At 55.7% G+C, this 14,253-nt stretch carries 13 protein-coding genes; 4 read left to right on the top strand and 9 right to left on the bottom strand.

Annotated elements, in window-relative coordinates; genetic code table 11:
• Positions 1–3: 3 nt before the first annotated feature.
• Together zapD and coaE are read right to left on the bottom strand one after the other, a co-directional pair.
• Positions 4–747: a cell division protein ZapD gene (gene zapD, locus HF679_RS14450; protein WP_123757488.1), complete on the bottom strand. Its 744-nt coding sequence runs from the start codon at positions 745–747 to the stop codon at positions 4–6.
• Complete coding sequence (coaE, locus tag HF679_RS14445; RefSeq protein ID WP_187042157.1) at positions 747–1,367, bottom strand: dephospho-CoA kinase; 621 nt, start codon at positions 1,365–1,367, stop codon at positions 747–749. The genes zapD and coaE overlap by 1 nt, the downstream gene beginning before the upstream one ends.
• A gap of 346 nt (positions 1,368–1,713) precedes the next feature.
• Between coaE and HF679_RS14440 the strand changes: the two genes are divergently transcribed.
• The gene (locus tag HF679_RS14440) at positions 1,714–2,757 is read left to right on the top strand and encodes a GMP reductase (protein ID WP_123757486.1); all 1,044 of its coding nucleotides are present in this window, start codon (positions 1,714–1,716) and stop codon (positions 2,755–2,757) included.
• Positions 2,758–2,788: 31 nt separating this feature from the next.
• Here HF679_RS14440 and hofC read toward each other — a convergent pair whose 3' ends face one another.
• The 4 genes from hofC to nadC form a co-directional block, all read right to left on the bottom strand.
• On the bottom strand, positions 2,789–3,994 hold the full coding sequence (gene hofC, locus HF679_RS14435; protein ID WP_123757485.1) for a protein transport protein HofC: 1,206 nt from the start codon (positions 3,992–3,994) through the stop codon (positions 2,789–2,791).
• Positions 3,984–5,366: a type II secretion system protein GspE gene (gspE, locus tag HF679_RS14430; protein WP_123757484.1), complete on the bottom strand. Its 1,383-nt coding sequence runs from the start codon at positions 5,364–5,366 to the stop codon at positions 3,984–3,986. Before gspE ends, hofC begins: the two co-directional genes overlap by 11 nt.
• 10 nt (positions 5,367–5,376) lie before the next feature.
• Entirely contained in the window at positions 5,377–5,808 is a 432-nt protein-coding gene (gene ppdD, locus HF679_RS14425; RefSeq protein WP_123757483.1) for a prepilin peptidase-dependent pilin, read from the bottom strand.
• Positions 5,809–5,989: 181 nt separating this feature from the next.
• Entirely contained in the window at positions 5,990–6,883 is an 894-nt protein-coding gene (nadC, locus tag HF679_RS14420; RefSeq protein WP_154144523.1) for a carboxylating nicotinate-nucleotide diphosphorylase, read from the bottom strand.
• Between the two features lie 430 nt (positions 6,884–7,313).
• Between nadC and ampD the strand changes: the two genes are divergently transcribed.
• Complete coding sequence (gene ampD / locus HF679_RS14415) at positions 7,314–7,877, top strand: 1,6-anhydro-N-acetylmuramyl-L-alanine amidase AmpD (RefSeq protein WP_123757481.1); 564 nt, start codon at positions 7,314–7,316, stop codon at positions 7,875–7,877.
• Positions 7,874–8,728: a beta-lactamase regulator AmpE gene (ampE, locus tag HF679_RS14410; protein WP_123757480.1), complete on the top strand. Its 855-nt coding sequence runs from the start codon at positions 7,874–7,876 to the stop codon at positions 8,726–8,728. Before ampD ends, ampE begins: the two co-directional genes overlap by 4 nt.
• 31 nt (positions 8,729–8,759) lie before the next feature.
• Here the strand turns inward: ampE and HF679_RS14405 are convergent, their stop codons facing one another.
• The 3 genes from HF679_RS14405 to aroP form a co-directional block, all read right to left on the bottom strand.
• The gene (locus HF679_RS14405; protein WP_123757479.1) at positions 8,760–9,710 is read right to left on the bottom strand and encodes a family 43 glycosylhydrolase; all 951 of its coding nucleotides are present in this window, start codon (positions 9,708–9,710) and stop codon (positions 8,760–8,762) included.
• A complete protein-coding gene (locus HF679_RS14400) occupies positions 9,710–11,116 on the bottom strand; it encodes a glycoside-pentoside-hexuronide (GPH):cation symporter (RefSeq protein WP_123757478.1) in 1,407 nt (468 codons plus the stop codon). The genes HF679_RS14405 and HF679_RS14400 overlap by 1 nt, the downstream gene beginning before the upstream one ends.
• 172 nt (positions 11,117–11,288) lie before the next feature.
• Positions 11,289–12,662, bottom strand: a complete 1,374-nt coding sequence (gene aroP, locus HF679_RS14395; RefSeq protein WP_174509151.1) for an aromatic amino acid transporter AroP — start codon at positions 12,660–12,662, stop codon at positions 11,289–11,291.
• Positions 12,663–13,305: 643 nt separating this feature from the next.
• Between aroP and pdhR the strand changes: the two genes are divergently transcribed.
• Complete coding sequence (pdhR, locus tag HF679_RS14390) at positions 13,306–14,085, top strand: pyruvate dehydrogenase complex transcriptional repressor PdhR (RefSeq protein WP_187042156.1); 780 nt, start codon at positions 13,306–13,308, stop codon at positions 14,083–14,085.
• Positions 14,086–14,253: the final 168 nt, after the last annotated feature.

Here is a 14,253-nt window from a genome sequence, read left to right as displayed (position 1 = left end):
TCCTTAACAACACGCCAGTTCAAAATCAAAACGCTCAGGTACAACGCCAAGCTCGCTATCCAGCGGCAGGAAGCGAATAGCAAAGCGGCTCTTATGGCCGGAAATTTGCGGGTAGAGCTGGCTGGCAATATCCAGACGCAAGCGCAGCAGGTCGGCATCTTCGCCGTTGTCCTGATAAAAACCGTTAAGGCTGGTTTGCTTGCGGAACGGGGCGGAGTTGCGGATCAGGTCAAGGATGAGCACCAGCGATTGCGTCAGAGGTTCGAGGCTGGCTAACCATTTTTCGACCTGTTCGTCACGATGTGCCTGAGGCATATGCAGCCAGATATGCAACGTCGGAAGGTCAAAGCTGCAGCAGCCGCCAGGAATGCTCAGTCGCTGCCGTACCAGGGCAATCAGCCGGTCTTCGCGAAGAAACTGACCGATACGTGGCGCGGACATCAGGACGCTACCGCACTGTTTGAGCTGCTGACGCAAGGCGCCGATGCGCTCTTGATCGACGCCGGGGACTTCAGCCCAGGACTGCAGTTTACGCTGCTGGCGTTCGAGCTCTTTCAGCATGTCCGTTCGGACTTCACCGCGTTCCAGAACATCTAAAAGATCGCCCGCGTTGCGGAAAAAATGCAGCGCATCAGCATAGGTGGCTAACGTCGGGTGAACGGATAGCTGCTGCGTTAAAAATTCGATGCGCAGCCAGGTACGCATTTTCTCGTTCAGTGGATGTTCAAACAGAACAGGGGTGTGCATTACGATTTTTCCTGTGAGGCGGCCTGCGATGCCAGGAGTAGATACCGGTCGTGCAGGCGGGCAACATCCGATGCGATGGCATCCGGCGTGCCTGTGTTTTCAATGACATCATCCGCAACGGCGAGACGCTGTTCGCGCGTCGCCTGGGCGGCAAGAATATGTTCTGCATGTTCACGGCTGACCCGGTCACGCGAGATCGTCCGTTCGATCTGCGTCTCTTTTGGGACATCAACGACCAACACGCGATCGGCCTTCGCGGCCAGGTGGTTTTCAACCAGTAAGGGGACAACCCAGAGAATGTAGGGGGAAGTCGCTGCCTGCATCTGTCGGTGTGTTTCCTGCTGAATCAGCGGATGCAGAAGCGCGTTAAGCCAGGTTTTATCGTCGGGGTGGGCAAAGATTTTTTCACGTAACGCACGGCGGTTCAGCGTACCGTCATCATGGAGCATCCCTGGGCCAAAATGAGCGGCGATAGCCTGCAGTGCCGGGGTTCCGGGTTCGACCACCTGACGAGCAATAATGTCGGCATCAATAACGTTCACCCCAAGGTGAGAAAATGCATCGGCCACGGTGCTCTTACCACTGCCAATACCGCCCGTTAACGCTACCGTATACCTCATACACTCCGTATCCCGATCTGACCAATGAACTCATTACATTCCAGTGGCGCCGGTCGTACACGCCCCGATGCTCTTACGAGCGAAATCCCATCATGATGGCACAAGCCAACCGACTGGGTCACAGCCTATACTGGTTTATTTTGTATATACAAATCAATTGGTTAAATTTAACGCATCTCACGTTGGTGCTCGCGATCGCGTTATTCACTATTCACCAGGTAAATTTATACGATTGTAGCGTAAAAAAAGTGAAAATCGCAGTCTTGCGCAGCCATGATTCGTGCGTATGATAACGTCACTGGAGTTGTGCTCTCACAATAATGCAATTAACCCCAGGAATTCGCACATGCGTATTGAAGAAGATCTGAAGCTTGGTTTTAAAGACGTTCTTATCCGCCCAAAACGCTCTACCCTCAAAAGCCGTTCTGATGTTGAGCTGGAACGTGAATTCACATTTAAACATTCTGGCCAGTCATGGTCCGGCGTGCCGATCATTGCCGCTAACATGGACACCGTCGGGACGTTTGGCATGGCGAAAGCGCTGGCATCTTTCGGCATTCTGACCGCGGTTCACAAACATTATACCGTTGAAGAGTGGCAGAGTTTTGTGCAGTCATCTTCTGCGGATGTGCTGAAATACGTCATGGTGTCCACCGGGACTTCTGATGTTGATTTCGAAAAAACCAAACAGATCCTCGCTCAAAATCCACAGCTGAACTTCGTCTGCATCGATGTGGCGAATGGCTACTCTGAGCATTTTGTACAGTTCGTTGCTAAAGCGCGTGAAGCCTGGCCGCAGAAAACCATCTGTGCGGGTAACGTCGTCACCGGCGAAATGTGCGAAGAGCTGATTCTCTCAGGCGCAGATATCGTGAAAGTCGGCATCGGCCCGGGTTCCGTATGTACCACTCGTGTGAAGACCGGCGTGGGTTATCCGCAGCTTTCTGCCGTGATTGAATGTGCCGATGCGGCACATGGTCTCGGCGGCCAGATCGTCAGCGATGGCGGTTGTACAATGCCGGGTGACGTAGCAAAAGCCTTTGGCGGCGGCGCCGATTTTGTCATGCTCGGTGGCATGCTGGCCGGTCATGAAGAGAGCGGTGGCAAAGTGGTTGAAGAAAACGGCGAGAAGTTCATGCTGTTTTACGGCATGAGCTCTGAGTCCGCGATGACCCGCCACGTTGGCGGCGTTGCGCAGTACCGCGCAGCAGAAGGCAAAACCGTTAAGCTGCTTCTGCGTGGCCCGGTTGAGAATACCGCACGCGATATCCTCGGCGGCCTGCGCTCTGCCTGCACCTACGTGGGCGCTTCACGCCTGAAAGAGCTGACCAAACGCACCACCTTTATTCGCGTACAGGAACAAGAGAACCGCGTGTTCAACAGCCTGTAATGCCAGATGCTGGCGCGCCACGCGCCAGCATTTATCCCGCCATACCGCTAATCGCGTCACCCAGATGAAAAATGGGTAGATACATCGCCACCACCAGCACACCCACAATGACTCCGGTTATCAACAACAGCATGGGCTCCAGTAATGTCGCCAGGTTTTCAGCCTGATAATGCGTCTGTTCACTATGGTGCCGGGCGAGATTGTCCAGCATGGTATCCAGCGATCCCGATGCTTCTCCGGTGCGGATCAGCTGTAAGCACAATGAGGTAAAACCACCGCTGCGTTCGAGGGCCTGCCAGATGGGGACGCCCTGCGTAATGTGCTGGTGCACCTGCTGGATCCGCTGACGCCATAACGGGCAGGCCAGCGTATCCTCAACGCTTTCCAGACCTTGCAGAAAACTGATGCCGGCACGCTGGGTGAGGGCAAGCACGGTGAAGATCTGGCTCAGCAATTGCCCGCGGATAAGCTTTCCCACCACTGGCAGAGCATGCAGCATTTTCTGCCGCTGCAGCAGCCACTGTGGCCGACGCTGGGAGAGCCGATTGAGGGCGATGGGCAAGACGATCGGCAAAATCAGCCAGGGCCAGTGGCGGATCAGCCCTTCACTGGCGTGGATCACGAGCTGCGTCAATAACGGCAGCGGCGTATTGAAGGTTTGATAGATAGCGGCGAACTCTGGCAGAACAAAACAGAGCATCGCCATCACCACCAGCAGGGCCAGGCCCAGAATGATGATGGGATAGCGCACCGCTTTTTTCACTTTCTCTGTCAGTTGCTGCTGCTCCTGTTGCTGACGCGCCAGCTGCAGGCAGCAGAAATCGAGTTTACCGGTGAGCTCCCCGGTGCGGATCATCGCCAGGTAGAGCGGCGAGAAAGCCTGAGGCCACTTTTCCAGCGCCGCAGAGAGCGAAGTACCCTGCGCCAGCTCCCGAGCCAGGGCGTAGAGCAGCGCCTGCCACTGGGCGTTGGATTGCTGTTGCGCCAGCAGAATAAGGCCTTCTGCCAGCGGAAGCCCGGCTTGCAGCAGGGCGGCGAGCTGGCGCACAACCTGGCCGCTATAACGTGGGTGCCAGAGCGCGTTTTTGACCGCGCAGCGGCGAACCGCCAGTGGAATGATATGTTCATGGGTCAGCGTCTGACAGATGTCCAGCCGACTTTGGCTCCACTGCGTCCCCTGACAACGTTCGCCTTGCGCATCTACCCCTTGCCAGCGCCAGAGGCGGTTAGTTGTCATGAGGGATCCCCAGTACGCGGATAACCTCTTCAAGGCTGGTCAACCCTTGTTCCACTGCCTCGCAGCCGCTTTCAAACAGCGTCATCATTCCCGCTTCGCGCGCCAGAGACTCAATTTCCATGGTGTTAAGACCGCGGGCAATAGCCTGACGTAGTGCGGTGTTCACCGGCAGCAGTTCAAATAGCGCCTGGCGGCCATAGTAGCCGTGATAGCAGTGCTGGCAGCCCACGGCCCGCCAGCGAGGGAGCGGACGCGGCCACAGCGTGCGCGGAACTTCGGCACTCTGGCCGGTTTCGCATCGGCAATGCACGCACAGCTTGCGTACCAGACGTTGCGCCACGACCAGGGAGAGCGCGGAAGAGATCATCCAGCTGGCAACGCCCATTTGCTGCAGGCGGATCAGGGTTTCGCTGGTGGAGTTGGTATGCAGCGTCGACAGTACCAGATGCCCGGTCTGCGCGGCTTTAATGGCAATTTCTGCCGTTTCGGCATCGCGAATTTCCCCGACCATCACAATGTCCGGATCCTGACGCAACAGCGCCCGCAGCACGTTCTGGAAGTTAAGTCCGGCGCGGGGGTTAATCTGCGTCTGGTTCATGCCGGCGATCGGGATCTCCAGCGGATCCTCGACGCTGCATATATTGACGGCATCCTGATTGCGGGCCTGCAGCGCGCTGTAGAGCGTCACGGTCTTACCGCTGCCGGTAGGACCGGTGACCAGCATCAGGCCCTGCGGCTGCTCCAGCGCGGAGCGAAAGATCCTGAGCTGTTCTGGAGCCAGCCCCAGGGCGTCAATGTCGAGCGCTTGTTCAACTTGATGTAACAGGCGCAGCACGATTTTCTCTCCGTGACGACAGGGCAGGGTGGCGATGCGAAACGAGACCGGGCGGCCAGCAAATACCAGCGTGAACTGACCGTCCTGCGGCAGGCGGTGCTCGGCGATATCCAGATTACCGAGCACCTTAAGCCGTGCGGTCATTGGGGCGGTTAGCTCAGGCGACAGCAATGGCAGCGGGTGCAGGACTCCATCGATGCGCAGGCGAATACGCAGGTGATTTTCCTCCGGTTCAATATGAATATCGGAGGCGCGCTGGTGTAAGGCCTGCTCAAGGATCTGATTGACCTGTTTGATAACGCCTGACGTCATATCATTGCTGGCGGGTAGCAAAGGTTGACCGGTCTTCAGCCGCTTGTTCATTTGATCCTGGCTCCAGCATTCGATATCGATGCGCTTCTGGGTGGCGAAGCGTAGGGCTTCCATGAGTTCTGGCGCCGGGTTATTGACCACCGCGATGATGATGGTGTGCTCATCGCTGCTGAGCAGCAGGGCATGATAGCGCTGGCAGAGGGTGACCAATTGTTCAGTTTTCATCGTGATGGCCTCAGTTTATGCGAAAGACATCTTCACAGGCCTGCTTAAGCGAACTGTTGCTGGCAATATTGCAAACCCGTTGCCATCCGGTGATGCCGTTGGCACTGTCCCAGCCAGGCGTCAGGGTCACGCTCAGGCCCGTGAGGCTCTCTTGCCCGTCGAGGGTGACGATGCCTTTGGCGACGCTCATGGTGGCGACGTAGCGCGTAGTGGCGGGAGACGGTATGCCCTGACTGCCCGCATCGCAGGTAGTGAGGCCGCCGTGTTCGAGGGCGCATAATTCAATGGCCGTGCGGTAGGGTACGAACGTTTGTAGCATGTCGGTCAGGGCGGCTTTACGCAGGTAATTCTGGTAAGCCGGAATACCGATGGCGCTCAAAATAGCGATGATCCCGATAACCACCATCAGTTCGATCAGGGTAAATCCGCGTTGTCTGTCCATAAGTGCTCCTTGTGTTGTCAGGAGTACAGTGACGGGCTTCGGCGATGGCGGCGAATGGCAAATAAGAGAGTGGGAAACGAGGTTCCAGGCTTTCTGGTGTTGTTACACAGATGGCGGGCAAGAAATGCTAGCGGCTTCGCAAATGATAGCCCCGATGCCGGGAGGGCACCGGGGAGGTCAATCAACGAAAACGCATGGAGAGATCGAGCGCGCGCACGTGCTTGGTGAGGGCGCCGACAGAGATGTAATCCACACCGGTTTCGGCAAATTCGCGGATAGTATCGAAGGTCACGTTGCCGGAGACTTCCAGCGCGGCCTGGCCCTGGGTCCGCTGCACGGCTTCACGCATCAGATCGGTGGTGAAGTTGTCGAGCATAATGATATCCGCACCCGCTTTCAGCGCTTCATCCAGCTCATCCAGCGATTCTACTTCCACTTCGACCGGCACATCCGGATGCAGCCAGAAGGCTTTTTCCACCGCCTGGCGTACCGAGCCGGAGGCGATGATGTGGTTTTCTTTGATCAGGAAGGCGTCGGACAACCCCAGGCGATGGTTGGCGCCGCCGCCGCACAACACGGCGTATTTCAGCGCGGTGCGCAGGCCTGGCAGGGTTTTACGCGTATCGAGCAGCTGGGTTTTGGTGCCCGCCAGCAGATCGACATAGCGGTGCACTTCGCTGGCGACGCCGGACAGCGTCTGCACGAAGTTCAGCGCGGTACGTTCCCCGGTCAGCAGAACGCGGGACGGGCCGTCCAGTTCAAACAGCGGCTGATCGGCTTTAATCATATCGCCATCCGCGACGTGCCAGGTAATGCTGACATCGTCGCCGGCCAGTTGGATGAAGACCTCTTCCACCCAGCGTTTACCGCAAAATACGCCATCTTCGCGCGTAATAATGACCGCGTGCGAGCGTGCGTCTTCCGGCAATAATTGGGCGCTAATATCGTTGTTGGCATTCACCTCGCCACCGAGGTCTTCCCGCAGAGATTGGGCGACAGCGTCCGGGATATCGAGGTTAATGCGTTCCAGCAGCGCGTCACGGCGGCGGTCGGGATTGTAGCGACGAGGCGACATGATAAAGCTCCAGATAGATAAGATTCAGCAATGGGAAACATGCTAACCTGAACCGCGTGTCGACACCATATATACCCGTCATACTTCAAGTTGCATGAGCGTTGGCAATACTCGGCCCATCCCTGGGCCTCGCCCTAACGGGCGCAGTAAACTGCGTTCAAATTCGTTCCTGACGAATTTGTCCTCGTTCACCCCAGTCACTTACTTCAGTAAGCTCCTGGGGATTCACTGCGTCGCCGCCTTCCTGCAACTCGAATTATTTAGGGTATATAGTTGGTGGTTATTGTTGCCTGGCCCGCCAGTTTTCCCCAGCGTTGACGTTGAATATGCAGGGATGTTGTGCGGCAGGGTAAACGATTTTGTGTATGATAATCAGCATCCTTTGGCCAGTGGAGGCCCGGGAGCACCAGCGAGTGAAAGGAGAGGTCACATGCAGTTGAATGGGGGATGGCTGATGGAGGCGCGTCGGGTTCCTTCGCCGCACCATGATTGCCGTCCGGATGATGAAGCCCCTTCTTTATTGGTGGTGCATAATATTAGCCTGCCGCCCGGGGAGTTTGGTGGCCCGTGGATTGACGCGCTGTTCAGTGGCACTCTCGATCCCAACGCCCATCCTTTCTTTGCCGAGATCGCGCACCTGCGCGTTTCCGCACATTGTCTGATTCGCCGTGATGGCGAAATCGTGCAGTATGTTCCTTTCGATAAGCGGGCGTGGCACGCGGGCGTCTCCCTGTATCAGGGGCGAGAACGCTGCAATGACTTTTCTATTGGTATTGAGCTGGAAGGGACAGACACGCTGGCCTATACCGATGCACAGTACCAGCAACTGGTGGCCGTGACGCGGCAGCTGATCGCGCTGTATCCGGCCATCGCCGATAATATCACCGGCCATAGCGATATTGCGCCGGTACGGAAAACGGATCCCGGCCCTGCTTTTGACTGGGCAAAATTCCGCGGTCTGCTGACCGCTTCGTCAGAAAAGGAGATGCCATGACGTTGTTTACTACGCTGTTGGTTCTCATCGCTGAACGTCTGTTTAAGCTGGGTGAACACTGGCAGCTCGATCACCGACTGGAAGTGCTGTTTCGTCGCGTGAAGCATTTTTCGTTTGCCGCTACCCTGCTGATGACGGTGGTTGCGATGGCGGCGGTGTTTATCATTCAGCGCCTGCTGCACGGAGTGCTGTTTAACGTGCCGTTGCTGATTTTCTGGATCCTGCTGGGGCTGCTGTGCATTGGCGCCGGTCGGGTACGGCTGCATTATCATGCGTATCTTAAAGCGGCATCCCGCAACGATAGCCGCGCCTGTGATGCGATGGCCAGCGAACTGACGCTGATTCACGGTGTGCCGCCCGGCTGCGATAACCGCGAATTTCTCAGCGAACTGCAAAATGCGCTGCTGTGGATCAATTACCGTTACTATCTGGCGCCGCTGTTCTGGTTTGTGGTGGGCGGCAGTTGGGGGCCTGTCACGCTGATAGGATACTGCGTGCTGCGTGCCTGGCAGACGTGGCTGGCGCGCTATCAAACGCCTCGCCATCGCCAGCAGTCGGGGATTGATGCGATTTTACACGTGGTGGACTGGCTGCCGGTGCGTCTGGTCGGGGTGGTGTATGCGTTGGTGGGACATGGGGAAAGAGCGTTGCCGGCCTGGTTCGCCTCGTTGGGCGATCGCCATTCATCGCAGTATCAGGTGTTGACTCGTCTGGCGCAGTTTTCTCTGGCCCGCGAGCCGCATGTCGATAAGGTCGAGACGCCAAAAGCCGCGGTCTCAATGGCCAAGAAAACCTCGCTGGTGGTGGTCGTCATCATGGCGCTGCTGACCATTTACGGCACCTTGATTTAACCCCTGCCCGTATCCGGACAGGGGCGGTGTTTTACTCTGTGTCCGCAGCCGGGATGCCGAAGTCAGGCATCCCGTTTTCTTGCCAGCGCACCAGCTTCAGCCGGGTATGGCGATTGGGGTCGTACAGCGGGTCGCCTTCAATTTCGGTGTAGTTCCGGGCGTGATAGACCAGCACATCTTCCCCCTCCGGGGTTTGCGTAAAGCCATTGTGACCGGGACCGTACTGACGGTTCTCATAGCTGGTACGAAATACCGGCTCCGGTGATTTATGCCAGTTTTCCGGGCGCAGCGGGTCGGCCTGCAGGTCTATCCACAGCAGCCCCATACAGTAGTTCTCATCGGTGGCGCTGGCGGAATAGCTGATAAACAGCCTGTCGCCGTGCACCAGCACCGCCGGGCCCTCATTGACCTTAAAACCGCGGCATTCCCAGTCAAATTCCGGTTTGCTCAGCATGACCGGCTCGCCTTTCAGCGTCCAGGGATTCTCCAGTTCCGCCAGATACAGGTTGGAGTTGCCGGCAATATGCGGGGCTTTCTGCGCCCACAAATACCACTGCTTACCCTGATGCTGGAAAGTAGTGGCGTCGAGGGCGAAGGTGTCGAACGGCGTGTGTACCTGACCTTTTTCTACCCACTGGCCGCTCAGCGGATCGCTGTCGGCACATTCAAGAACGAACATCCGGTGCTGGAACATCCCCAGTTCATCCAGGTCGTGGGTGTGGGTGGCAGCATAATAGATGTACCATTTGCCGTTAATTTCATGCAGCTCCGGCGCCCAGATCAGCTGGCTCATCGGGCCGTTTTCCGGTTTGCGCCAGACCACTACCGGTGTCGCCTGGCGCAGACCTTCCAGAGTGGCGGCGCGGCGGATCTCCAGCCGGTCATATTCCGGCACTGAGGCGATAAAATAGTAGTGGTCCTGGTGGCGCAGAATATACGGGTCTGCGCGCTGTTCAATAAACGGGTTGGGCCAGTTGTTCATCAAGCTTTCCTTACGTGTTCACTGGTTTTGTGATCCTGCCAGGTATTGAGTTCGCTGTAGTTGGTGCGGCGCTTTTCCAGGTCCGACTGGATTTGACGCATAAATTCGCGATTGACCTTCAGCATGCGAACCACGCCGGCGGTGATCAAATAGCCGATACCAGGGATCACGCTGAACAGCAGCACAATGCCGTTAACCGCTGAGGCGCTCTGTTCTTTGGCGCCCGCATCGTAGCCGTACCAGGAGAGCAGGAAGCCGACCATGGCTCCCGCGACCGCCAGCCCGACTTTAAGGAAGAAGAGGTTACCAGAGAAGCTGATACCGGTGATGCGTTTGCCGGTTTTCCACTCGCCGTAATCATCCACGTCGGCCATCAGCGACCAGTGCAGCGGCGATGGGATCTGATGCAGGATATTGAGCAGGAAGTAGAGCACCATAATCATCATGGTGGCATGTGGGTCGAAGAAGTAGAAGGCGCAGGAGAAGACCGCCAGCACGATATTGGTCCAGAAGAACACCTGCAGCTTGCACCAGCGGTCGGTCAGTACTTTTGCCAGCATGCTGCCGATCATCATCCCGACCACGCCGAGGCTGATAAACAGGGTCGCGAAGTGGGTGCTTTGTTGCATAACCCAGGTCACGTAGTACATGGTGGCCGCCATGCGGATGAAGCCTGGGCAGACGTTGCACAGCGTCAACAGCAGGATGCGGACCCACTGATCATTTTTCCACACGTCTTTAAGGTCTTTTTTCAGTTCATCGTTGGTCTGTACCGCCGGCTGCACGCGTTCGCGCACGGTGGCGAAGCAGAACAAGAACATGCACATCCCGATCAGCGCCAGCACGGTCATCGCCATCTGGTAGCCTTTGGCTTTATCAGCCCCGCCGAACCAGTCTGCCATTGGCAGCAGCGTCAGCGACAGCAGCAGGGTGGCAATGCCGACCATCACGAAGCGGTACGACTGACAGGCGACGCGTTCCTGCGGGTCATTGGTAATGACGCTACCCAATGAGCAGTAGGGGATGTTGATCGCCGTGTAGGTCAGGGAGAGCAGGAAATAGGTGACGAAGGCATAGATAACTTTGCTGTTATAGGTCCATTCCGGCGTGGTGAACATCAGCACGCTGAACAGCGCATAGGGGAAGGCTATCCACAGCAGCCAGGGACGGAAGCGGCCATATTTACTGCGGGTGCGGTCGGCCATGGCGCCCATAATCGGGTCCGTTACCGCATCGATCACGCGTACTGAGAGTAGCAACACACCGACCAGGGCCGGCGTCAGTCCAAAGATATCCGTGTAAAAGTAGTTAACAAACAACATGATGGCACCGAAAATGATGTTACATCCGGCATCACCCATCCCGTAGCCAATCTTTTCTCTGACTGAAAGTTTATTGCCTGCCATCTGGCGATCTCCCCATTACGATATGGAGAGAATTATTTGCTGAGTAACGAATAAATGCGTTGCAGTATTAGGTCAACGATATGGATAAATATGCTATGGAGAGGAAAGTGTGAACCAGCTAACAATGCGCTGTGCCCGTCCGTTCAGGGCGGACACAGCGTTGAGAGATGTATTATTGTGCTTTTACTGCGCTGGCGCTTTTCTGTTTAAACAGGTAGCCGACGCCCAGAATCGCAATCCAGACCGGGATCAGGTAAACGGAAATCGCCATTCCCGGGGTCATCAGCATAATCACCAGCACCGCCAGCATGAACAGCAGGCAGACCCAGTTACCCACCGGGTAGAACAGGGCCGGGAAGCGTGAAACGACGCCCTGCTGCTGTTTGGCGCGACGGAACTTCATGTGTGCCAGGCTGATCATTGCCCAGTTGATGACCAGGGCGGAGACCACCAGCGCCATCAGCAGGCCAAACGCCGACTCCGGTGCGAAGTAGTTAATCAGCACGCACAGTGCAGTCACCACCGCCGATACGATGATGGTGTTGACCGGTACGCCACGTTTATCAACGTTCATCAGTGCTTTTGGTGCGTTACCCTGTTGAGCCAGGCCAAACAGCATACGGCTGTTGCAGTAGACGCAGCTGTTGTATACCGAAAGCGCAGCGGTCAGAACAACCACGTTCAGCGCGTTGGCAACAAAGGTATCGCCCAGCTCGTGGAAGATCAGGACAAACGGGCTGGTATCTGCGGTGACGCGCGTCCACGGCAGCAGTGACAGCAGGACGGCCAGGGAACCCACATAGAAAATCAGGATGCGGTAAATGACCTGGTTTGTGGCTTTTGGAATGCTCTGCTCAGGGTTATCGGCTTCCGCGGCAGTGATGCCGACCAGCTCCAGACCACCAAACGAGAACATGATTATCGCCATCATCATCACCAGCCCGGTGAAACCATGCGGCAGGAAGCCACCTTGATCCCACAGGTTGCTCACGGTTGCCTGCGGGCCGCCGTTGCCGCTGAACAGCAGCCAGCCACCGAAGAGGATCATGGCAACAACCGCGACAACTTTAATAATGGCGAACCAGAACTCCATCTCCCCGAACACTTTCACGTTGGTCAGGTTAATCGCGTTGATGGCAACAAAGAACACCGCAGCGGAGACCCAGGTTGGGATCTCAGGCCACCAGAACTGGATGTATTTCCCAACGGCAGTCAGTTCCGCCATCGCCACCAGAACGTACAGCACCCAGTAGTTCCAGCCGGAGGCAAAGCCGGCAAACCCGCCCCAGTATTTGTACGCAAAATGGCTGAATGAACCGGCTACCGGCTCTTCGACGACCATTTCGCCTAACTGACGCATGATCAGGAAGGCGATAAAACCAGCAATTGCATAGCCCAGAATGATCCCGGGGCCTGCAGATTGAATCACCGATGCACTGCCCAGAAACAGGCCGGTGCCGATAGCACCGCCCAGGGCAATAAGCTGTATATGGCGGTTCTTCAGGCCGCGCTTAAGCCGATCGCCATGCTGTTGACCTTCCATCATGAAACCTCGTGTGTGGTTATTATGTTTATACGCGTCGTCCTTCAGGTTACTGCTGCGTTGTCTGTCCCTGCCAAATAGCATAGCTATCTATATTCAAGGGAGTTTTAGTCAGTGCAGTCCCGATGGATTTGGCTGTCATATTGTTGTGGTGTGTAATTATGAAATTCCGTTTTCGTATTGATTTCTTTACGCAAGGCGCAGCATGAAATCGCCTAAAGGCCTTTCGTATCCTGGAGAATAGTGGTAAGCGCGGGTGAATGCACCTGCTTTATGAAGGGATGATGACGAAGCGAACAAAAAGAAACCATTTGTAAATGGCGCGGCGGCAGGGGAGTTGAGTTGAATGTGATTTCATATTCACTTCATGTGAATAAAATGGCGGTTTTTTCAGAGTTGAATCGGTTCAGATAGCCTAATATTTCGTTTCATAAACGTTAATTCTACCTCGAGGTGGGTAAATACATCATTTGTGTGAAGTTACAATTCTGAAATGTTATTTCTGTAAGGTTGTTAAAATGTGCGTGGTTTCCTGATTTCAATCAAAACCTGTATGGACAGAAGGTGAATACTTTGTTACTTTAGCGCTACGAACTGCGAATTGGTAAGACCAATTGACTACGGGCTAATGGCAGAGACAGGGAATATGGCCTACAGCAAAATCCGCCAACCAAAACTATCTGATGTGATAGAGCAGCAGCTTGAGTTTTTAATCCTTGAAGGGACGCTGCGTCCCGGTGAAAAACTCCCGCCTGAACGCGAACTGGCAAAACAGTTTGACGTTTCCCGTCCCTCGCTGCGTGAGGCGATTCAACGCCTCGAAGCCAAGGGCTTGTTGCTTCGTCGCCAGGGCGGTGGAACTTTTGTTCAAAGCAGTCTGTGGCAGAGCTTCAGCGATCCGCTGGTAGAGCTACTGTCCGATCACCCTGAATCCCAATTTGATCTGCTTGAAACCCGTCACGCACTGGAAGGCATCGCGGCTTATTACGCGGCACTGCGCAGCAATGAGGCTGACCGTGAGCGTATTCGCGAACTGCACCAGGCGATTGAGCGGGCTCAGCAATCTGGCGATCTTGACGCCGAATCAGACGCCGTCGTCCAGTATCAAATTGCTGTCACCGAAGCCGCACACAATGTCGTGCTCCTCCATTTGCTACGCTGCATGGAGCCGATGCTGGCGCAAAACGTTCGTCAGAACTTTGAATTGTTGTACGCCCGCCGGGAAATGCTCCCGCAGGTCAGCAATCATCGCTCTCGGATTTTCGAGGCGATAATCGCCGGGGAGCCGGAGCAGGCGCGTGAAGCGTCGCATCGTCACCTGGCGTTCATTGAAGAAATTTTGCTGGATCGTAGCCGTGAGGAGAGTCGTCGAGAACGCTCACTGCGTCGTTTACAGCAACGGAAAGATGAGAACTCCGGTTCTTAAGCGCCATTTTTAGAGCGCGGCAACTAAACGCAGAACCTGTCTTATTGCACTTTTAGTTGTTCAAAATAATTTTGGATGTATCGCGGCGGCAAGCGCAGCCAACAAAGAGACAGCCGAAAGTATGAAGAACAAAGAGCGCAATGGGACAGGTTCCAGATTAATCAACGA

Origin of the sequence: Enterobacter sp. JUb54 (assembly GCF_014298075.1) — a bacterium.
Taxonomy (GTDB): Bacteria; Pseudomonadota; Gammaproteobacteria; order Enterobacterales; family Enterobacteriaceae; genus Klebsiella; species Klebsiella lignicola.
This window is presented reverse-complemented; position numbering and strand designations above follow the sequence as displayed.